This window comes from Arthrobacter woluwensis (assembly GCF_030816155.1).
In the GTDB taxonomy this organism is placed as follows: domain Bacteria; phylum Actinomycetota; class Actinomycetes; order Actinomycetales; family Micrococcaceae; genus Arthrobacter_E; species Arthrobacter_E woluwensis_A.
Genome location: NZ_JAUSXR010000001.1, coordinates 469,899 through 489,095 on the forward strand (window position 1 = coordinate 469,899; position 19,197 = coordinate 489,095).

Sequence of the window (19,197 nt, forward strand, 5' to 3'; positions counted from 1 at the left end):
GTCACACCGGGCGCGCCTGCGCGCGTGTACCGGGGGCGGTTCCCAGGTCCGGAACTCACGGAGCGACGCCGGGCGTCATCCGCCGTCGCACGCTCGCCTGATGCGCAATGTTGAGCCGCCTTTCCTCCCGTGAACGGACCCGCGAATTTCCGCCCTGCTTCTGCTCAGATGGTTCCCACACGGCGGGCCACCGGGTCCGCCAGAGCAATCGAGGAGAAGCCCCGTGGGCCAGCGCACCAGCAAGAGAACCGTGAGCAGGACTGTGATCGCAGCCGCGATCATGAGTGCCACCGCACTCGTGCTGAGCGCCTGCGGCGGGGCCGCCACGGCCCAGAGCGCGAAGGATCAGGTCAAGACCCTCCGCTACGAAGGCAGCGCCAACAGCGTGACGCTGCCGGAACTGGCGGCGGACCTCGGCTACCTGGGGGATCTGAAGCTCGACTGGGTGGGCAACACCATCAGCGGACCGGCCAGCATCCAGAACGCGGCCACGGGCAACACGGAGTTCGGCGGCGCGTTCGCCGGGGCCGTCGTGAAGCTCCAGGAGGCCGGCGCCCCGGTCAAGGCCGTGGTCAACTACTACGGCTCCGACGCGAAGTCCTTCTACGGTTTCTATGTGAAGGCGGACAGCCCGATCAAGACCGCGAAGGACCTGATCGGCCGGAAGATCGCCGTCAACACCCTGGGCGCCCATGCCGATGCCGTGATCACCACGTATCTGCAGAAGAACGGCCTCAGCAAGGACGAGATCAAGCAGGTCCAGCTCGTGGTGGTCGCGCCGAACGACACCGAACAGGCGATCCGCCGTGGACAGGTCGACGCCGGGGCACTCAGCGGCGTGCTGCAGGACAACGCGGTGGCCACGGGCGGTCTGCGGTCCCTCTTCAGCGATTACGGATTGTTCGGCGCGTTCGCCGGAGGCCAGTACGTCTTCCGGAACGACTTCATCGCGAAGAACCCGGACACGGTCCGCACCTTCACCACCGGCGTGGCCAAGGCGATCCAGTGGGCGAGCACCACACCGCGCGCCACCGTCATTCAGCGGTTCACGGACATCATCACCAAGCGGCACCGCAACGAGAGCACCGCGACCCTGAAGTACTTCAAGAGCATCGCCATCCCGGCGAACGGCGCGATCCAGGACGAGGACTTCCAGCGCTGGAACAACTGGCTCAAGGACACCGGCATCCTCAGCAAGGACGTGCAGCCGTCCAAGTACTACACGAATGAGTTCAATGCGCTCGCGGGCACCGGGACGGAGGGCAAGAAATGAGCACCCCGAAGATCAGCCTCCGGAACGTCAACAAGACTTTCCGCCTGCGCCCCGGCAAGGGGTCGAAGTCCGGAGAAGGGGTCCGCCTCACCGCGCTCCAGGACGTGAGCCTGGACGTGGCCGCCGGGGAGTTCCTGACCCTCGTGGGGCCGAGCGGATCCGGCAAGACCACCCTGCTGGACATCCTGGCGGGCCTCGCCTCGCCCGACAGCGGGGAGGTCCTCCTGGACGGCCGTCCCGTCACGGGTCCCGGTCCGGACCGGGCCGTGGTGTTCCAGCAGTACGCCCTGTTCCCGTGGCGCACCGCCGCGGAGAATGTGGCGTTCGGTCTGGAGGACCGTCAGCTCGACGGCAAGTCCCTGAACCGGAAGGAACGCCGGGCGCGGGCCCTCGAATACCTCTCGCTCGTCGGCCTGGAAGGGTTCGAGGACCGGTACCCGCACGAGCTCTCGGGCGGCATGCGGCAACGCGTCGCGATCGCCCGGAGCCTGGCGTACGAGCCGGACGTGCTCCTGATGGACGAGCCGTTCGCGGCGCTGGATGCCCAGACCCGCGAACAGCTCCAGGACGAACTCGTCCGGCTCTGGCAGCGGACCGGCAAGACCATCATCTTCATCACCCACGGGATCGAGGAGGCGGTGTACCTGGGGCAGCGGGTCGCCGTGCTGAGCTCGCGTCCCGGGCGGGTCAAGACGATCGTGGACATCGACCTGGGGGACCGGGACGCCGAGGGCGATCTGCGGTCCAGCCCGGCGTTCGTCCGCCAGCGTCATCTGCTCTGGGAACTCCTGCATGACGAGGTCCGGCGGGCTCAGGCCTCCGGCCACGCCAAGATCCGCCCGGACGGCTCGGCCCCGGATGAGGTCCCGGCGGGGGCCTCGTCGGGAGCGGGCGCAGCCGGAGCGGGCGCGGCACGTGAAAGGAGTGCGGCCTGATGAGCACGAGTACGGTGAACGACGAGATCATCACGACGGCGGAGGCCGGGGAGGCGGCCGCGGAACAGGCTGGTCCCGCGGCGTCCGCGCAGCCCGCCACCGCGGCGGCGGACGGCACTCCCGGTGGGGTGACCACGGCTGACGGTCCCACGACGGCCGGTCAGGGAGCGCGGGAGGGGGAGCCGGCGTCGTCCACAGGGGCAAACGTTCGGCGGGTGGCAGGCGCGATCGGCAGGGTCTCCGGCCGCGTGCTGTGGTCCACCGGCGCGATCGCGCTGTTCCTGCTCCTGTGGGAGTTCGGCCCGGGGCTGTTCCTCGACGAGGCCACGCGGGTCTTCCTGCCGCCGCTGCACGAGGTGCTCGCCGCTCTGGGCAAGCTGATCGAGTCCGGGCAGTGGCAGGAACACGTGCTGGCCAGCCTCGGGAGGTCGGTGAGCGGCTTCGCCATCGCGGTGGGTCTGGGTGTGCCGCTCGGGCTCCTCATCGCCTGGTACCGCGGGCTCGACCGCTTCCTCAACCCGCTGCTCGAGGTGTTCCGCAACACCGCGGCGCTCGCACTCCTGCCGGTGTTCACGCTGCTGCTCGGCATCGGAGAGGTCTCGAAGATCAGCATCGTCGCGTATGCGGCGTTCTTCCCGGTCTTGCTCAACACCATCCTGGGCGCCCGGAGCGTGGACCCGCTCCTGATCCGGGCCGCTCGGACCCTGGGCCTCGGGAGCGGGCGGCTGTTCCTCAAGGTCATCCTTCCCTCCGCCGTCCCCACCATCTTCACCGGCGTGCGGATGGCGGGCACCGCGTCCGTGCTCGTCCTGATCGCCGCGGAAATGGTCGGGGCCAAGGCCGGGCTCGGCTACCTGATCACCAATGCCCAGTCGAGCTTCCTGATCCCCGACATGTACGCGGGCATCCTGACCGTCGCGGTGCTGGGGTTCACCGTGAACTACCTCCTGGTGGCCGTGGAACGCCACTTCTCCCGTTGGCGCCTGGCCGAGTCCAGCCGCTGAAAACTCCACCTGTCTGAAGAGGAAGGAACACCATGCCACGCCAACTCATCCTGAACGCGTTCCTCATGAGCAATGGGCACCACGAGGCCTCCTGGCGGCTGCCGGAGAGCGACACCCGGGCCGCCACCGATGTGAAGCACTACCAGCGGCTCGCGCAGACCGCGGAGAAGGCGCACTTCGACGCCGTGTTCTTCGCGGACTCGCCGCTGCTGCACGGGGACGTCACTCAGCGCCCTTACGGCGTGATCGAGCCGACCGTGCTCCTGGCCGCCATCGCCGCGGTGACCGAGCGGATCGGACTCGTGGCCACGGCTTCCACGAGCTACAACGAGCCGTACAACCTGGCCCGCCGGTTCGCCGGGCTGGAGCAGATCAGCGGCGGACGGTCCGGCTGGAACGTGGTCACCACGGCCGGCGACGCCGCGGCCCGCAACTTCTCCCTGGACAGCCAGCCGGCTCACGCCGACCGCTATGCCCGGGCCGAGGAGTTCCTGCAGGTCACGGAGAAGCTCTGGGACAGCTGGGAGGACGAGGTCCACGTGGGGGACAAGGACCGCGGCGTGTGGGGCGATCCTTCCCGGGTCCACCCCGTGCTGCACCGTGGCGAGTTCTTCCAGGTGGAAGGTGCCCTCGACGCGCCGCGCTCGCCGCAGGGCCGCCCGGTCATCATCCAGGCGGGCTCTTCGGAGAGCGGCCGTGACTTCGCCGCCCGCTGGGCCGAGGCGATCTTCACGGCGCACCAGACCGTCGAGAGCGCGCGGGAGTTCTACGCCGACCTCAAGCGTCGGGTGGCGCTCGCGGGCCGCGACGCCGATGCGGTGAAGATCCTGCCCGGGATCGTCCCCGTCATCGGCGCCACCGAGGAGGAGGCGCGGGCCCTCGACGAGGAGCTGAACCGTCTCATCCTGCCCGAACACGCGCTGCGGCACCTCGCCGGCGTCATCGGCGTCGACCCGTCGCGCCTGGCCCTGGACGAGCAGCTTCCGGACGACCTCCCGGAGGAGTCCCAGATCGAGGCGAACAAGAGCCGCCGCACCCTGATCGTGGAGCTGGGCCGCAGTGAGGGCCTGACGGTCCGGCAGATCATCGGCCGGCTCGGTGGCGGCCGGGGACATCAGACCTTCGCGGGGACGGCCGAGCAGGTGGCCGACCGTATCGAGCACTGGTTCACCACCGGCGCCGCCGACGGCTTCAACATCATGCCCCCGGTCCTGCCGTCCGGCCTGGACGTCTTCACCCGGGACGTGGTCCCGATCCTCCAGGAGCGCGGGCTCTTCCGCACCGAGTACACGGGGACCACGCTGCGGGAACACTACGGCCTGCCGCGCCCGGCGAACCTCTTCGCCGCCCGCCACGACTCCGCGGAGCACGACGACGCCGCCTCGCCCGGCAGCCCCGGCGGCGGCGCTGCGGGGGAACAGCCCGTCCTGCTCGGGGGAGGTGCCGCCCGTGCCGCTCGTCAGTGATCCGGACAGCACCCAGCTGCGCCACGCGTTCGCCAAGGTGCCGAGTGGCGTGGCGGCGCTCGCCGCCCTCGTGGACGGCGCCCCGCAGGGACTCGTGGTCTCGACGTTCACGGTCGGGGTGTCGCTGGACCCGCCACTCGTGATGTTCGCGGTGCAGAATTCCAGCCGCACCTGGCCTGTCCTGCGGAGCTCGGCCCGCCTGGGGGTCTCCGTCCTCTCGGCCCATCAGGAGCACGCCGCACGGCAGATCGCGTCCAAGGACGGGGACCGCTTCGCCGGGCTTCCCGTGAGTGTCAGCAGCGAAGGTGCGCTGCTCCTGCCGGGGGCCGCACTCTGGCTCGACTGCTCGGTGGAGCAGGAGGTCCCGGCCGGGGACCACGCCGTCGTGCTGCTGCGCGTGCATGGGCACGAAGTGCGGGAGGGGCACGTGGACCCGCTCGTGTTCCACTCCTCGACCTTCACGGGGCTCCGGCAGCCGGCGCTGGTTTAGGGCCGTTTCAAAGAGTGTGCGCCGAACCCTGCTACCGCGAGGCGGTCTGAGGACGGGCACGTGGGGGAGCCTCTCGGCCGCGTGAGCAAGGGCTATGCCTTTGCACACGCGGCCGCTACTTCATCCGAGCGTCTCTCAGAGCCGGCCTTGACCTGCCGTGCCGGCGGGAATCGGGATCAGCCGGGTGACCACTGGGGCCGCCTCCAGCAATCCTTCCAGCGAAGCATTGAGCCGGGCGACCGCGGTTCCGGCGCCGTGCCGGTCGAGGAGTTCTTCGTCCGACCATTTTTCGATCATGACGATCTGCCCATTCGGTGCCTGATGGATGGCGTAGAGCTCACAGCCCGGCTCTTGGTGTACCTCAGAGATGGCGGGGGCCAAGGCTCCGACCACCTGCTCGTGTGCTCCCGGCAGCGGAGTGAAGATTGCGGTGACGACGACGGACATCAGGGGCCTTTCGGGTGCGGAGGGAAGGTGGCCTTGCCCGCGGGAAGGCCCAGGGCCTCCGCGGACACGACCGGATCAAGGTCTGCGGTGTTCATGCGATGGAAGGCAGCGCGCGGCCGGGCGATTCACGGGGAATCGACTCCAGGTTAACCCCGGACTCTTCGTCGAAATAGCTGGCGGCTCCGGCATCGACGCCGACCGCGCAGGGGTCGCCGACCATGGCTCGGGTCTGACCCGGCTGACGGATCCAGAGGAGTTCGTCCTGGTTGAGATCCCACAATCTGAGACCGAGGGTGGCCTTCGGCTGCACGCCGATCAGGGTGTCGGCGCCGAGGTCCTCGATCCGTCGCACGGTGGCCTCGAGGCCTTGCCCGTCACCAGTGGTGCGGAGGCTGAGATGTTCTGGCCGCAGTCCAACGGTGATCCCCCCGGAAGACGGGGCCCGGGCGGGCAGTGGCAGGTGCAGGTCACCCAGGATCAGGCGGCCGTCCGTGACCGTCCCGTGGAGGAGATTCATGGGAGGACTGCCGATGAACCGGGCGACATAGGTGTTGGCCGGCGTGCTGTAGATCTCTTGCGGGCTTCCCTGCTGTTGTGCCACTCCGTTGTGGAGCACCACGATCGTGGTCGCCATGGTCATGGCTTCCACCTGGTCGTGAGTCACGTAGATGAACGTCTTCCCGGTGTGCCGGTGGAGACGGACGATCTCTCCGCGCAGCTCTGCTCGGAGTTTGGCGTCCAGGTTGGACAGCGGTTCGTCCAGGAGGAACATCGACGGGTTACGGATGAGGGCGCGGGCCAGGGCGACCCGCTGCCGCTGCCCTCCGGAAAGTTCGCCGGGCTTGCGCAGGGCGAACTGATCCAGATCGAGCATCGCCGACACCTCTGCCACCTTCGCTGAGACGTCTTTGCCGGTGCTGAAGACCCGCCGGGCGATGGGGCTGACACCGGGGACGTGGTGCCAGGCCTTGAACTTGTCCAGGGCGAGGGGAAAGGCGATGTTGTCCCGGACGTTGAGGTGTGGATACAGCGCATACGACTGGAAGACGAAGGCGATGTCACGTTCACGGGGGCTCTGCCGGTTCACCCGGAGGTTGTCGAACACGATGTCGCCCGTCGTGGCATCGGTGAGTCCGGCGATGATACGCAGCAGGGTCGACTTCCCCGATCCCGAAGCGCCCAGGAGGACCAGGAACTCGCCGTTGTCCACTTCGGCATTGAAGTCCTGGATGACCTTGGTGTCACCGAATCGTTTGCCGATGTTTCGCAGTGAAAGCTTTGTCATGATCAACCTTTGACTGAGCCGGCAGTGAGTCCGGAGACGATGCGTCGCTGGACCAGGAGGAAGAAGATCAATGCCGGGAGGGTGAAGAGGAGTGCTGCGGCCATCACGGAGTTCAGCGAGGTCAGATACTGGCCGATGAAGGAGGCCAGACCCACTGAGGCCGGCCAGAGATCCCGCTCTGCGATGAAGGTCTTCGCGAGAAGGAACTCGTTCCAGCCGTCGAAGAAATTGATGACCGCTGCCGCCGCAATGCTCGGGAGGATCAGGGGGACCAGAACAAGGGACAGGGTGGTGACCCTCGGACATCCGTCCACGGATGCCGCTTCCTCGATCTCGTAGGGGATCGCGTCCACGGCCCCCTTGATGATCCATGCACTGACAGGCATGGTGAATGCGACATTCGCGAGGACGAGTCCTCCCATGCCATTGAGCAGGCCGAGCGAAGCGAACAGCGAGTAGATCGGCACCACGAGAAGCGCTTCCGGAAGCATCTGGGTGGCGAACAGGAGGAACCCTGCGGCTCCCTTGCCGTGGAACTTGAAACGGGAGAGCGCGTAGCCGGCAAGAACAGCGAAGATCAGGGACAGCAACGTGGTGCCGCCGGCGATGATGAGCGAATTGGTGAGCCACTTGAAAATGGGCACGTTGCCGATGACGGCGCCGAGGTCGCCGAGGCGCTCCCAGTGCGGCCACCACCGCTGCGCTTGACCGTACAGCTCCGAGTCCTCACTGAGTGCCGTGTTGAGCATCCAGTAGAGGGGGAATCCGGAGAACAGCACCAGGGCGGCGAGCATGAGATAACGTGCCGGTTTGCTGAAGTGGCGCTGTCCGGGGGCCTTGGCCCGCCGCCGCGAGGGAGCCTGCTGTGGGGGACTGGTGGTTTGACGGATGGTCATGGTTCTAGGCCTCCTTGGCGGTGTTGCGCCGTTCGATGATGAAGTACACGACGGTGACCAGCAGAGAGAGCACGAGCCCCAGGGCGCCGATGGCGGCGGCGCGGCCCAGCTCTTGATTGCTGAATGCCTGGCGGTAGACGTTCACGACCAGGGTGTTCGTGCTGTCCACCGGACCACCGCCTGTGAGGAGGTAGATGATCTCAAAGCGTCGGATGGACCAGATCGTCATGAGCAGGGTGACGACACGCACCGTGGGTGCGATGTGCGGCCAGGTGACCGCCTTGAAGGTCTCCAGGGCGCCGGCGCCGTCCATCCGGGTGGCTTCGTAGAGCTCCCCGGGGATCGACTGCAGCGAAGCCAGGACGACCAGCATCACCAATGGCATGACTTTCCAGACGGACGTCAGGACGACGGCGGCCATCCCATATTTGGGGTCCACCAGCCATCCCTGCTGGCCGACTCCCATCACACCGACCACTTCGTTGAGAACTCCGTCCGACCGGTTGAAGATCCAGCTGAAAATCAATGCCGTCGCCACGGTGGGAACAGCCCAGGGGAAGGTGATGATCGCTCGGACGATGGTCCGGCCCTTGAAGGCGCGATTCAGAAGCAGCGCGGCCCCGCCTCCGATCGCAACTGCGATGAGGACTGTCGCCGCGGTGTAGAGGAGTGTGGCGCCGAGGGAGTTGTAGAACTGGCTGCTGCTCAGCAGCCGTGTGTAGTTGTCCAGACCGACCTCAGTCCCGCCGTCGGGTTTGACGAGCGGTGTTCTGGTGAAGCTGAGACGCAGTCCCTGGATGACCGGGATGATCATGAAGACGACCAGATAGATCACCGCTGGCCCGATGTAGAGGTAAGGGGAGATCCGCTGCCACAGATGGTGACGTGACGGAGCCTCCTTGAGGTGGTCCTGAGCCGCGAGGGGCGGGGACGTGGAAGTTCGGAGCGACATTGCCCTGATCCTTTGCTTGGTCCGTTCAGCCGATCAGCTGAGTCACTTGGGTCTGCGCTGTCGACAGCGCGGTCGCGGCGTTCCCGCCGTCCACGAGGTAGCGCTCCACCTGGGTCATCACCTCGCGCATGATCGCTTTGGTCTGTGCTTCGAATCCCTTGATCAAGGGGCTTCGTGATTCCTTGGCGAGATTGATGAAGGACTCCGCCCACGGGTTGGCACGGGCGTAGTCGGCATCCAGCGGAATGTCCGTGGCGAGAGTGGAGGGACCCATGGCCTTTCTCAGCGCACTCTGCCCCTCGTCAGATCCCACCCAGCCGACGAAGTCGACGGCGAGATTGCGGTTTTTGCTGTACCCGTTGACCGCGAGCACGATCTCCTGATGGGCCGAGGGCCGTGGAAGCGGGATGCGCTCCGCATAGCCGATGTCGTCGGAGGTGACGACTTTGGAGGACCGCAGAATGCCGGCGACCGTCGATGAGACGTCGATCATCATGGCAAGGCGGCCCTCGCGGAACTTGGTGCGCATCGTGGAGGCGTCATCACCGATGGGCATCGCACCGGAACGGTAGATCTCACCGAACGCCTCGACTCCCGCGAGGTTCTCCGCCGTGTCGATGGTGGGGCGTGACCCGTCGGACCAGGCTCCTCCGTGACCGTAAGTCCAGACGTCGAAGTCCATGAACCAGGAGTCGAACTCCGTCATCTGATGACGCACCCCGAAACCGTCCAGGCCGGTGGCTGAGCGGATCGCAGCTGATGCGGCGATCAGTTCCTTGACATTCGTGGGCGGCGTGACCTTCGCCTTCTCCAGGAGTTTGCGGTTCCAGAAGAAGTTCCAGTTCAGACGCTCCCACGTGATCCCGTATTGCGTCCCGTTCACGATGCCGGACGTGTTGGTGTGGTTCAGCGGCCGTCCGTGATGAGACGCCACCACGGACGTGAGCGGCGCGAGGATGCCGGCATCAGCCAAGGGGTAGAAGTTCACGTCCTGGACGACGAAGACGTCCGGACCCCCTTTGCCGCCGAGTTCAGTGTTGAGCTTGTCGGCGAAGGAGAGGAACGGGGTGGTGCTCTGGGCCAGTGCGGCTGATGGGTTCGCCTTCTGATAGGCCTGGATGGCCTGCCACATCGCCTGCCCGCGACCAGGTTCCAGCCATTGCCAGCTGCCGAATTTCAGGGTGCCGCCGGCGGATGCGGGCCGGTTCGGGTCGAGCGCCGTCCCGGTCCCGCAGCCGGTCAGGAGGAGCCCTGCGGCTGTCGCCCCGGCGGCACTCAGAAAGGAGCGTCGGGCGATCATGGCGCTGTGACCGCTTCGGAGGCCAGTGCCTCGGTTTCGCGGCGCAACTTCAGAGCCACTTCCAGGGAATGATCGATCTCGACGTCGTCCCAGCCGACGATACCGCCCTCGGGGACATCGTGAAGCAGCTTCACATGATGCGCCATGGCCACGGGAAGGGCACGGTCACGGACCGATTTTCCGGCGGAGATCAGTTTGCCCCACACGGTGTAGCCGCCTTCGCCGTCGAGGATCTCGCCTGCTTTCAGATCCTTCTTCGCGCAGGCCACGACGTCGGCGTGGAATCCTTCAGGGGCTCCGGTGGCGATACCGCGCAGCGCCGCGTTCGCGATCGAGACGTTCAGCTCGAGACCCACATAGTGGTACGGCCGGTACAGGGCGGCGTACTGACCCGTGGGGTCCGGGTGCCAGGGGTACTCCTGGAAGCACCCCGACACGTAGTCATTGGTCGCCTTGACCACGACGAAGACGCCTTCCTGAGTGTTGTGGGGGATCCAGTCCCCCTCGCGCGTGACACTCGACATCACATCGACGCTTCCTTCAAGCGCCAGGCACACCGCCGCTGCTCGCCGGCCGGCAGATGGTGGCGATTTCCTCGACGTCCCCAGGCGTGAAGGTGAGTCCGTCATCTGACGGCGTGAGGCCGGCCGCGTTCGCCACCGCTGCCATCTCTATGGCGGCTTTCGTGCCGTCACGGAACGAAGTGTGCATGTAAGGGTTGAGCTGGCCGGAGTCGGTCAGTTCCTTCGAGAATTCCCAGTTCTCCCAGACGTTGTCCGGATTCATCTGGTGGTAGTGGGAGAGGTATTTGGCGCCCTTCCCCGCGCATACGACGTCGAAGCCGGACGTCCGGGCCCAGTCGACCAGTTCCCAGATGAGTGCCGGCTGGTCTCCGTACGCCAGAGAATAGACGACGCCGGCTTCGCGGGCGCGCCGGGCCAGTGCCGGCCCTGCCAGGGCATCAGCCTCGACGGTCACCATGATGATGTGCTTGCCGGTTTCGATGGCCCGCAGCGCATGCTGGATCCCCACGATCGGATTGCCCGTCGCTTCGACGATGACGTCCAGATCCGCGTCGAAGAGAGCGGATGCGTCGGTCAAGACTGTTGTGGCACGGCTGGCGAGTGCGGTCGGAATGTCTTCGACGAACGCCTCTTCCGGCCAGTCCACCAGTTTGAGAGCGCCCTTGGCGCGTTCGGCATTGATGTCGGCGATGGCGACCACGTGGATGCCGGGGATATTGCGAGCCTGCGCAAGATACATGGTGCCGAAACGGCCCGCTCCGATCAGGCCGACGCGGATCGGAGCGCCATCGGCCTCGCGGTCGGTCAGCAGTTTGTGCAGATTCATGACTACCTTTCGGGATACGCGCCTCGGGATGCGCGTGGTTGCACTGTGGTCAGTGTCGGATGGGTGGGTTCCACAGGGGCTGGTCGGCCCGGGCTCTGCGTGATCTGGGACGCCGCCCGGGGTGAGGGCGGATTGAGTAAACAGAGTGGAACCGGTTACACTTTTATGACATGCCGTCCCCGGCGAGGTCAATACCCTAGTCTGAAAAAGTTCCACGAGCCTTGACGAACAGGTTCCGGAAATCCGAGCGCAGAAGTCAGGAGCCCAGTGCAGAAGTCGCCTACGATCCGCGATGTCGCTCATGCGGCCGGAGTCTCCGTCGCCGTCGTTTCCCGCGTCCTGAACCCCGGCTCAGGACCGGTTGCCGATGCCACCCGGGAACGGGTGCGGAACGTCATGCAGTCGATGGGCTACCACCCCCGCACGGCCGCGCGGGAGCTCAAGCATGGCGCGCCCACGACCCTGGGTCTGCTTCTGGCGGATGTCTCCAATCCCTTTTTCGCCCGGCTGGCGGATCAGGTGGTGCAGGAGGCGCATGCCCGCGGGATCCAGGTGCTGCTGATGACCACTCAGGAGGATGACCGGCTCGAGTCCGAGCGCTTGGAAACCCTGATCGAGCGCAGGGTCAGCGGCATCATCGCCACCCCGACGGGCAACAACCTGGAGATCTGGAAGAGGCTGCGGGAACTGGGGACCGACGTGGTGTTCGTCGATCGTTCCATTCCCGCGCTGCCCGACGTCGACGTCGTCAGTATCGACAACGTCGAGTCGGCTCGCTCAGCCACGGCTCTGATGGTGGCACACGGGCATCAGCGCATCGGGATCATTTCCGGACCTGCCCACTCCACCACTGGTCGCGACCGCGTCGGTGGGTACCGTGAGGCTCTGGAGGCCGCGGGACTCGCGGTCGATGAGAATCTCATCAGACACGCCGCGTTCCGTGGAGCTGCCGGCGGAGATGCGGTCACGGCGTTGCTCAACCTGGACGAACCTCCCACGGCGCTCGTGGTGGCCAACACGGCTCAGGTGACGACGGTGCTGAGCCGCCTCTCACACGCGGGTGTGTCCGTCCCGCACCAACTGTCGGTCATCGTCTTCGACGACTCTCCCTGGACCGAGCTCATGTCCCCGCCGCTCACCATCATCCGGCAGCCGGTCGACCTCCTGGCCAAGCATTCGGTGCAGCTCGCCCTGGCCAAGGCGAGCGGGAAGAGCGCGGACAAGCCGACCGCTGTCCGCGTGCTGGCCGAACTGGTCGAACGCTCCAGCGTCTCCCGCCCCTAGGCAGCCCTCCTCGGCTGCTTCTCTCGCGTCAACCGGTCTCCTGTGGCGACCGGAGGAAAGGATGCCGTCATGGCACAAGACACCTCGATCGCCCTCCTGGGGCTCGGGCCCATGGGTGACCCGATGAGCCGCAATCTCCTGGCCGTCCATCCGGAACTCGTCGTGTGGAACCGGACGGCATCGAAGACCCAGCCGCTCGTCGACGCGGGCGCGCGGGCCGCGTCCTCCCCGGCTGAGGCAGCGGCGGCGATCACCCTCACTGTTCTGCCGGATCTCGCTCAGGTGGAAGCACTCCTTTCTGGGTCTGACGGGCTCCTGGCGGGGTGGGCGGACAAGGGCGTCGAGGCTCCGGTCCTCGTCGTCCATGGCACGGTTTCCCCCACTGCGGTGGCTGCGTTCGCGGAACAGATGTTCGTGGAGCATGGCGTGAGCGTGGTCGACGCACCTGTCAGTGGCGGTACCGCCGGCGCCCGCCAGGGGACGCTGAGCATCATGGTGGGTGGCGACGAAGCCGTCGTCCGCGACCTCGACCCGGTGTTCAGGGCCATGGGCTCGACGGTCCGCCACATGGGTCCTTCGGGCGCCGGCGCGCTCGCGAAAGCCTGTAACCAGGTGATCGTCGCGGCCACGGTGACCGCAGTCTCTGAGGCTATGCTGCTGGCCCGCGCCGGCGGCCTCGACCTCGGCGTGTTGCTGGAACTTCTGCGGGGTGGGCTTGCCGATTCCGAAGTCCTCCGGCAGAAGGGTACCCGGTGGATCACCGGTGACTTCGACGGCGGGGGGAACGCCAGGAATCAGCTCAAGGATCTCGGTTTCGTCCACGATGCGGCGACTGCGCGCGGCCTTGATCTGCCCCTCAGCGCCACTGTCACCGAGCTGTTCAGCGCCATGGTGGAGAACGGCGACGGAGCCCTCGACCATACGGGCATCCAGAAAACCCTTGCTTCACGCTCCGCGGCTCTCAAGGGTGGCCCGACTGAGGCGAGGGACGTCTGAGGGGCCGGCGCTGGTCGTGGAGTAACGCATCGGGGACGTGAGCCCTCCGCTCACTTTCCCATGATCATTTCCCGGTGATCGTGTTCAGGGCGAGGACGATGATGAAGCCGTTGAAGAAGAAGCTGAGCACCGAGTGCCACGTGACCAGCCAGCGTCCGCGGGAGTCCAGCACTTCACAGTCCGACGCCGCGAACGTGGTTCCCATGGTGAAAGCGAAATAGACGAAATCCACCATCCGGGGCGTCGTGGTCCCCGGTACCCGCAGGAGCGGCCCGGTCTTCCCGTAGTGCCGCTGGAAGTAGATCTGGGCGAATCCCCACTGCATGAGGGCCCAGGACAGCAGCATGCTCCACACACCCACGGTGTCGGCCAGGAGCCGCAGATCCTCGTCCCCCGCGTTGGGGGCGAGGAGCACCTGCGCCGCTGCGGTGAGCCCGATCAGGCTGGCCAGCGCCGTCCCGACGACGGTGAGGATCCGGACCGCGGGAGCGATCTCGGCCGCGGCCGGGACCGCCTGGGACGCCGGCGGGATGATGCGGGCCTCCCGGCTGAGGCGGAACAGGATGATGACCGCGTAGATCGACCCGAGCAGGCACCACAGGGCCAGCAGTTCCAGGATGCTGGTGTCCTTCTCGGCGACCACCACCGGGAAGAACCCGAGCACGCACAGCCCGAACTGGGCGACCAGATGCACGATGAACCCGACGCTCACCGCCCTGTTCTGCGGACGTCGCTTCGTGGCGCTGCGTGATCTTCTGCTGCTCCGGCCCATAACGGCAATGCTAGAGGCCCCGGCGGCGCTCTGCGGGACGACGTCGGGGCGCCGCCGTCGAGCGTCTGACATCCCCTGCTTGACCTTGACGCAGCGTCAACTTCTACGCTGGTGATCATGGAGGACGACGAGGACTGGAGCATCCAAGAAGTGGCCCGCATGGCCGGGACCACCAGCCGCACCCTGAGGCACTACGAACAGGTGGGGCTGCTGAAGCCGAGCCGAGTGGGGCACAACGGCTATCGCCATTACGACCGCGACGCCCTGGTCACCTTGCAGAGGATCCTCCTGCTCCGCGGACTGGGACTCGGTCTGCCGGCGATCGGTGAAGTGCTGTCCCGGCAGTCCGACCAGGCGGAGGCACTCAGCCGGCACCTGGAGCTGCTGCGGCAGGACCAGGAGCGGCTGGCCCGCCAGATCCAGGCGGTGGAGCACACGATCAGACAAGTGAAAGGAGGTGGTCGGCTCATGGCACAGGACATGTTCGATGGATTCGATCACACGCAGTACAAGGAAGAGGTCGAGCAGCGCTGGGGCGCCAAGGCGTACGCGGATTCGGATGCCTGGTGGCGCGGGCTCGGCGAGGACGGGCGGCGCGTCTGGCAGGAACGCCAGCAGCGGCTGGGCGCCGACTGGACCGCCGCGGCGGGCCGCGGCGTCGACCCGGCGAGCGACGAGGCCCAGGCTCTCGCCGCACGGCACGATGCCTGGCTCTCCGGGATCCCCGGGACGCCTGGACATCCGGACGGCGCTCCGAAGGAGTATCTGCTCGGCCTGGCCGAGATGTACGTGTCGGACCCGAGATTCGCGGCGAACTACGGCGGACAGGGCGGAGCGGAATTCGTGCGTGACGCCCTGCGCGTCTATGTGGAGCACCGGGACGCCTGAGCATCGGCTTCCGCCGCGGGCACTGTCACAGGACGAACGGGCGCCCTCCTGAACCTCAGGAGGGCGCCCGTTCGGCGTTCGGGTAGCGGGGACCGTGAAGGGTTCAGGCCCGGCGGAGGGTGGTGTTGTTGCAGGCCTCGCAGACGCTCTCCGGGATGACACCGGCGTTCTGGAGCTTGCCGAAGATCCAGCAGCCCAGGCAGAACCCGGCGAAGGATTCGAGGGACGCCGCCACGATCAGCAGGCCCAGCAGGACCCACGCCACCGGGGCGAGACCGACGGTCCAGAGGATGGCCGCGGCGGTCGAGAGGACAGCGCCGATGGTCTGGGCGAACCTCTTCGGAGGGCCGGGCACCAGACGCGGTGCGCCCAGGCGCGGGGCGATGACGTGCACCGCGAGGCGTCCGGCGGGCGAGTAGCGTGGGCCGCCGGCCACCCGGAGCCAGAAGCCCAGGGCGATGAGCCAGAGCAGCCATCCCCAGCCGGCCGTCAGGCCGAGGACCAGGGTGACGACGCTCAGCACCACGATGATGCCCGCGGTGGAACGCGCGGCGTACTCGTTCACCGGGTTCGGGAACGCGAACAGCCGCTTCAATCCGGAGCTGGTGGAAGTGGTCACCCTGCCAGACTACGGACGGCCCGCCCGCGCACGGAAGCATTATTGCTCCATGCGACGAGCGGGCCATCTCGAAGGGCGAGCCGTCACTCAGGCCGGTCAGGCCCAGACCACTCAGGCGCAGACCGCTCAGAAGGAGAGCGGGACGTGCAGTTCCTTGATCCACTGCCGGCGTCGGTAGTCCCGGGCCCGGAGCAGCACGGAGTCGTGGGAGACCTCCACCTGCAGGCCGCTGGCCTCCAGGCCGTCCAGGGCGCGCTCGCTGCCGTGGCCGTCGTCCTCCCAGAGGGTCTGGATGGCGCCCGTGTTGACGGTCATGAAGCCCTCCGGGTTGCTGGTGCCGGGCACCACGCGGCGCACGGCCCAGTCGGAGAGGTTCAGGTCCCAGTGGGTGTGCCCGCTGAAGAAGAACACGTTCTTGTACTGGCCCAGAATGTTGAGGAGCCGGTCGGCCTGCAGGTAATCACCCTTGTAGAGCGCGTTCCGGGTGCCGGAGACGGTGTTGGAAAGCGGGTGGTGGCAGAACACCATCACGGGCTTGCGGCGGCGGGCGTAATAGGCCAGGCGCGATTCGAGCCAGGCGAACTGCTCGTCGCTCAGCCACACCTCGTCCCAGAGCTTGCTGTCGTGGTAGTGCATGTACTTCTCGGTGCCCAGCAGGAGCGCCGGGACGCCGCCCAGGTCCACCTCGGTGTAGACCTTCTTGCGGCCCGTGAAGTCGTAGAAGTTGTTGTACAGCTTCTCCTCGGTGCACCCGTTCGGCCAGGTCTCCTGACGGAGTGTGGTGGGGTTCAGCCACTTCGGGACGTAGAACTCGTGGTTTCCGATCACCCAGTGGGCGTTGCGGGGGTGCGGATTGGAATCCAGCACCTTGCGGACGTCGGTGTATTCGAAGTCGTAGCCGCGCGGGGTGATGTCGCCGTTGATCACCAGGCCGGCGCTGCGGGTGCGGGGGTTGGTGGTCTCGATGTCCTGCAGGGCCATGGCGAAATCGTGCAGATCACCCTGGATGTCACTGATGACCGAGAAGACGCTGCGGGCACGGCCCCAGCCGGACGTGGTGGGTGCGGACGTGCTGCCGGCCTGAGCTGCCGATGCGGTGCCCACGGCGGCGAGTCCGGCCAGGGAGGTGGCGATCGCCGTGCGGCGGGTGAGGGGTTTCATGGCGGAGTGGATCCTTCACTGGGGGAGTGGTCGCTTCCACGATAGGAAGGCTAAGTGAAGGGCATTCGCTTCTTGATTGCACTTGTCTATACAGCTGGATGAACGCGGCGTGAACGGTTCTGCGAGTCGCGCCTCGGTTCAGGCGTGAGGGGCTCTCCCTACGCCGGGCGCCGGGAGTCCGTCGAGGGAGTTGAAGGTGTAGAGCTGCACGCTGTCGATGCCCGGCGTCCTCCGGAGCCGGTCGATCATCTCCCCGGGCGCGTACCGGCTGCCGGGCAGGAGATTGCGGGCCAGGGACGTCTTGCCGCTGAGGAAACGAAGGGACGACCCCACCCCGATCTTCGCGGCGAGGGTGACGAGCCGGGCGGTGGGGACCGCCCCGGCCACACCCACCCGGACGGGAAGGTCCACTCCCTCGCGGCGAAGCCCGGTGACGTACTCGCCGATCCTCTCGACCGAGAAGCACATCTGCGTCACGACCCTGCTCGCATGCTCCTGTTTGCGCCGCAGGGATTCCAGCAGCACGCGGTCAGGGATCCCCGGGTGCCCTTCGGGATACCCGGCCACGCCGACGGTGAAGCGCCCGCCACCCAGCTCCGCGACGTCCCGCAGCAGCGCCTCGCCGTCGGCGTACGGCCCGGCGGGAGTGCCGGCGTCGCCGCCCACCGCGAAGAGCTCGGTGATGCCCGCGTCCGCGCATTCCTCCAGGACCCGGCGCAGGCGCTCCCGGCTGCTCAGCCCCTTCGCCGCGAGGTGCGGCACCACCCGGTGACCGTCCTGTGCGAGCTCGGTGGCCACCGCGAGCGTGGCGTCCACGCCGTGCTTGGGCAGGCAGGTGACGCTGATCGAGCCGGACGACGACGGCGGCACGGCCTTCCGCACCGCCTCCACGATGCCGGGGGCCGGGATGACCTCGAGATGTATGGACAGCGTGCGGGCTTCCGGGGTTTCCACGTCAGTCGATCCCGTCAGGCCTGGGTGGTGAGGAGGGTGCGGGCTTCTTGGCGGGTGGTGCCGGAGTCTTGGATGCCTTCGGCGATGTGGGCGAGGTTTTCGGGGATGTCGCGTCCTTTTTTGCGCATGGCGGTGGCCCAGAGGCGTCCGGCGCGGTAGGAGGAGCGGACCAGGGGTCCGGACATGACGCCGAGGAAGCCGATGTCTTCGGCTTCGTCGGCGAGGTCGACGAATTCCTGGGGTTTGACCCAGCGGTCCACGGGCAGGTGGCGTTCGGAGGGTCGGAGGTATTGGGTGATGGTGATCAGGTCACAGCCGGCCTCGTGCAGATCGCGCAGGGCCTCGGAGATCTCCTGGCGGGTTTCGCCCATGCCGAGGATGAGGTTGGATTTGGTGACCATGCCGTGGGTGCGGCCTTGGGTGATGACATCCAGGGAGCGTTCGTAGCGGAAGGCGGGGCGGATGCGTTTGAAGATGCGGGGGACGGTTTCGACGTTGTGGGCGAACACTTCCGGGGCGGAGTCGCAGATGGCTTGGATGTGTTCGGGTTTGCCGGAGAAGTCGGGGATGAGCAGTTCCACTCCGGTGCCGGGGTTGAGTTCGTGGATTTTGCGCACGGTTTCGGCGTAGAGCCAGACGCCTTCGTCTTCGAGGTCGTCGCGGGCGACGCCGGTGACGGTGGCGTAGCGCAGGTTCATGGACTGCACGGAGCGGGCGACTTTGGTGGGTTCGAGCCGGTCCAGGGGGGAGGGTTTGCCGGTGTCGATCTGGCAGAAGTCGCAGCGGCGGGTGCATTCGGAGCCGCCGATGAGGAAGGTTGCTTCTTTGTCTTCCCAGCATTCGAAGATGTTGGGGCAGCCGGCTTCTTCGCAGACGGTGTGCAGGCCTTCTTTTTTGACGAGGTTTTTCAGGCCGACGAACTCGGGTCCCATCTGGACTTTGGCTTTGATCCAGTCGGGTTTGCGTTCCACGGGGGTCGCGGCATTGCGTTGTTCGATCCGCAGGAGTTTACGGCCTTCGGGGACAAGAGTCACAGCACGGGTCCTTCGTCGTCGGGTGAAGCGGGTGAAGCGGGTGAAGCGGTGCGGCAGGTGATGCGGTGGAACGAGTGATGCGGTGGCGCGA

20 protein-coding genes are annotated in these 19,197 nt (G+C 66.8%); 8 read left to right on the plus strand and 12 right to left on the minus strand.

Going from position 1 to position 19,197, the window contains the following annotated elements; all coding sequences use genetic code 11:
• Nucleotides 1-250: 250 nt before the first annotated feature.
• The 5 genes from QFZ52_RS02150 to QFZ52_RS02170 are packed head-to-tail and all read left to right on the plus strand — an operon-like array spanning nt 251 to nt 5,168.
• A complete protein-coding gene (locus QFZ52_RS02150; RefSeq protein WP_307495984.1) occupies nt 251-1,273 on the plus strand; it encodes an ABC transporter substrate-binding protein in 1,023 nt (340 codons plus the stop codon).
• Complete coding sequence (locus QFZ52_RS02155) at nt 1,270-2,208, plus strand: ABC transporter ATP-binding protein (protein ID WP_307495985.1); 939 nt, start codon at nt 1,270-1,272, stop codon at nt 2,206-2,208. Before QFZ52_RS02150 ends, QFZ52_RS02155 begins: the two co-directional genes overlap by 4 nt.
• Nucleotides 2,208-3,212 carry an ABC transporter permease gene (locus QFZ52_RS02160; RefSeq protein ID WP_307495986.1) on the plus strand — a complete coding sequence of 335 codons (1,005 nt, stop codon included), beginning with the start codon at nt 2,208-2,210 and terminating at the stop codon, nt 3,210-3,212. Before QFZ52_RS02155 ends, QFZ52_RS02160 begins: the two co-directional genes overlap by 1 nt.
• A gap of 32 nt (nt 3,213-3,244) precedes the next feature.
• Nucleotides 3,245-4,678 (plus strand): LLM class flavin-dependent oxidoreductase, encoded by a 1,434-nt coding sequence (locus QFZ52_RS02165; protein WP_307495987.1) that lies wholly within the window; start codon nt 3,245-3,247, stop codon nt 4,676-4,678.
• Nucleotides 4,662-5,168: a flavin reductase family protein gene (locus tag QFZ52_RS02170; RefSeq protein ID WP_278268279.1), complete on the plus strand. Its 507-nt coding sequence runs from the start codon at nt 4,662-4,664 to the stop codon at nt 5,166-5,168. Before QFZ52_RS02165 ends, QFZ52_RS02170 begins: the two co-directional genes overlap by 17 nt.
• Before the next feature lie 135 nt (nt 5,169-5,303).
• On the opposite strand, the gene QFZ52_RS02175 is transcribed toward QFZ52_RS02170, so the two are convergent.
• From QFZ52_RS02175 to QFZ52_RS02205, 7 genes are all read right to left on the minus strand, one after another.
• The gene (locus QFZ52_RS02175) at nt 5,304-5,615 is read right to left on the minus strand and encodes a putative quinol monooxygenase (protein ID WP_307495988.1); all 312 of its coding nucleotides are present in this window, start codon (nt 5,613-5,615) and stop codon (nt 5,304-5,306) included.
• Nucleotides 5,616-5,706: 91 nt separating this feature from the next.
• Nucleotides 5,707-6,900 (minus strand): ABC transporter ATP-binding protein, encoded by a 1,194-nt coding sequence (locus QFZ52_RS02180; RefSeq protein WP_307495990.1) that lies wholly within the window; start codon nt 6,898-6,900, stop codon nt 5,707-5,709.
• Between the two features lie 2 nt (nt 6,901-6,902).
• Entirely contained in the window at nt 6,903-7,796 is an 894-nt protein-coding gene (locus QFZ52_RS02185) for a carbohydrate ABC transporter permease (protein WP_307495991.1), read from the minus strand.
• Between the two features lie 4 nt (nt 7,797-7,800).
• On the minus strand, nt 7,801-8,748 hold the full coding sequence (locus QFZ52_RS02190) for a carbohydrate ABC transporter permease (RefSeq protein WP_307495992.1): 948 nt from the start codon (nt 8,746-8,748) through the stop codon (nt 7,801-7,803).
• 25 nt (nt 8,749-8,773) lie between these two features.
• Nucleotides 8,774-10,048 (minus strand): extracellular solute-binding protein, encoded by a 1,275-nt coding sequence (locus QFZ52_RS02195; protein ID WP_307495993.1) that lies wholly within the window; start codon nt 10,046-10,048, stop codon nt 8,774-8,776.
• The gene (locus QFZ52_RS02200) at nt 10,045-10,572 is read right to left on the minus strand and encodes a hypothetical protein (RefSeq protein WP_307495994.1); all 528 of its coding nucleotides are present in this window, start codon (nt 10,570-10,572) and stop codon (nt 10,045-10,047) included. Before QFZ52_RS02200 ends, QFZ52_RS02195 begins: the two co-directional genes overlap by 4 nt.
• 16 nt (nt 10,573-10,588) lie before the next feature.
• The gene (locus QFZ52_RS02205) at nt 10,589-11,398 is read right to left on the minus strand and encodes a Gfo/Idh/MocA family oxidoreductase (RefSeq protein ID WP_307495995.1); all 810 of its coding nucleotides are present in this window, start codon (nt 11,396-11,398) and stop codon (nt 10,589-10,591) included.
• A 267-nt stretch (nt 11,399-11,665) separates the two neighbouring features.
• On the opposite strand from QFZ52_RS02205, the gene QFZ52_RS02210 reads away from it, so the two are divergent.
• Nucleotides 11,666-12,682 (plus strand): LacI family DNA-binding transcriptional regulator, encoded by a 1,017-nt coding sequence (locus QFZ52_RS02210; protein ID WP_307495996.1) that lies wholly within the window; start codon nt 11,666-11,668, stop codon nt 12,680-12,682.
• Nucleotides 12,683-12,751: 69 nt separating this feature from the next.
• A complete protein-coding gene (locus tag QFZ52_RS02215) occupies nt 12,752-13,678 on the plus strand; it encodes an NAD(P)-dependent oxidoreductase (RefSeq protein WP_307495997.1) in 927 nt (308 codons plus the stop codon).
• Nucleotides 13,679-13,742: 64 nt separating this feature from the next.
• Here QFZ52_RS02215 and QFZ52_RS02220 read toward each other — a convergent pair whose 3' ends face one another.
• Nucleotides 13,743-14,390 (minus strand): DUF1345 domain-containing protein, encoded by a 648-nt coding sequence (locus tag QFZ52_RS02220; RefSeq protein WP_307495998.1) that lies wholly within the window; start codon nt 14,388-14,390, stop codon nt 13,743-13,745.
• A 177-nt stretch (nt 14,391-14,567) separates the two neighbouring features.
• Between QFZ52_RS02220 and QFZ52_RS02225 the strand changes: the two genes are divergently transcribed.
• Nucleotides 14,568-15,338, plus strand: a complete 771-nt coding sequence (locus QFZ52_RS02225; RefSeq protein ID WP_307495999.1) for a MerR family transcriptional regulator — start codon at nt 14,568-14,570, stop codon at nt 15,336-15,338.
• A 103-nt stretch (nt 15,339-15,441) separates the two neighbouring features.
• On the opposite strand, the gene QFZ52_RS02230 is transcribed toward QFZ52_RS02225, so the two are convergent.
• The 4 genes from QFZ52_RS02230 to lipA all read right to left on the minus strand — a co-directional run bounded on the left by QFZ52_RS02230 (nt 15,442) and on the right by lipA (nt 19,106).
• The gene (locus tag QFZ52_RS02230; RefSeq protein WP_307496000.1) at nt 15,442-15,957 is read right to left on the minus strand and encodes a DUF4395 domain-containing protein; all 516 of its coding nucleotides are present in this window, start codon (nt 15,955-15,957) and stop codon (nt 15,442-15,444) included.
• 126 nt (nt 15,958-16,083) lie between these two features.
• The gene (locus tag QFZ52_RS02235) at nt 16,084-17,118 is read right to left on the minus strand and encodes a DUF4073 domain-containing protein (RefSeq protein ID WP_307496001.1); all 1,035 of its coding nucleotides are present in this window, start codon (nt 17,116-17,118) and stop codon (nt 16,084-16,086) included.
• 138 nt (nt 17,119-17,256) lie between these two features.
• On the minus strand, nt 17,257-18,072 hold the full coding sequence (locus QFZ52_RS02240) for a methylenetetrahydrofolate reductase (protein ID WP_307496002.1): 816 nt from the start codon (nt 18,070-18,072) through the stop codon (nt 17,257-17,259).
• 14 nt (nt 18,073-18,086) lie between these two features.
• On the minus strand, nt 18,087-19,106 hold the full coding sequence (gene lipA / locus QFZ52_RS02245) for a lipoyl synthase (protein WP_307496003.1): 1,020 nt from the start codon (nt 19,104-19,106) through the stop codon (nt 18,087-18,089).
• Nucleotides 19,107-19,197: the final 91 nt, after the last annotated feature.

Excerpts from the sequence above, each read along its gene's own strand:
- QFZ52_RS02155 (WP_307495985.1), top strand. The coding sequence starts at position 1,270 with ATGAGCACCCCGAAGATCAGCCTCCGGAACGTCAACAAGACTTTCCGC.
- QFZ52_RS02160 (WP_307495986.1), top strand. The coding sequence starts at position 2,208 with ATGAGCACGAGTACGGTGAACGACGAGATCATCACGACGGCGGAGGCC.
- QFZ52_RS02165 (WP_307495987.1), top strand. The coding sequence starts at position 3,245 with ATGCCACGCCAACTCATCCTGAACGCGTTCCTCATGAGCAATGGGCAC.
- QFZ52_RS02175 (WP_307495988.1), bottom strand. The coding sequence starts at position 5,615 with ATGTCCGTCGTCGTCACCGCAATCTTCACTCCGCTGCCGGGAGCACAC.
- QFZ52_RS02180 (WP_307495990.1), bottom strand. The coding sequence starts at position 6,900 with ATGACAAAGCTTTCACTGCGAAACATCGGCAAACGATTCGGTGACACC.
- QFZ52_RS02185 (WP_307495991.1), bottom strand. The coding sequence starts at position 7,796 with ATGACCATCCGTCAAACCACCAGTCCCCCACAGCAGGCTCCCTCGCGG.
- QFZ52_RS02190 (WP_307495992.1), bottom strand. The coding sequence starts at position 8,748 with ATGTCGCTCCGAACTTCCACGTCCCCGCCCCTCGCGGCTCAGGACCAC.
- QFZ52_RS02195 (WP_307495993.1), bottom strand. The coding sequence starts at position 10,048 with ATGATCGCCCGACGCTCCTTTCTGAGTGCCGCCGGGGCGACAGCCGCA.
- QFZ52_RS02200 (WP_307495994.1), bottom strand. The coding sequence starts at position 10,572 with ATGTCGAGTGTCACGCGCGAGGGGGACTGGATCCCCCACAACACTCAG.
- QFZ52_RS02205 (WP_307495995.1), bottom strand. The coding sequence starts at position 11,398 with ATGAATCTGCACAAACTGCTGACCGACCGCGAGGCCGATGGCGCTCCG.
- QFZ52_RS02215 (WP_307495997.1), top strand. The coding sequence starts at position 12,752 with ATGGCACAAGACACCTCGATCGCCCTCCTGGGGCTCGGGCCCATGGGT.
- QFZ52_RS02225 (WP_307495999.1), top strand. The coding sequence starts at position 14,568 with ATGGAGGACGACGAGGACTGGAGCATCCAAGAAGTGGCCCGCATGGCC.
- QFZ52_RS02235 (WP_307496001.1), bottom strand. The coding sequence starts at position 17,118 with ATGAAACCCCTCACCCGCCGCACGGCGATCGCCACCTCCCTGGCCGGA.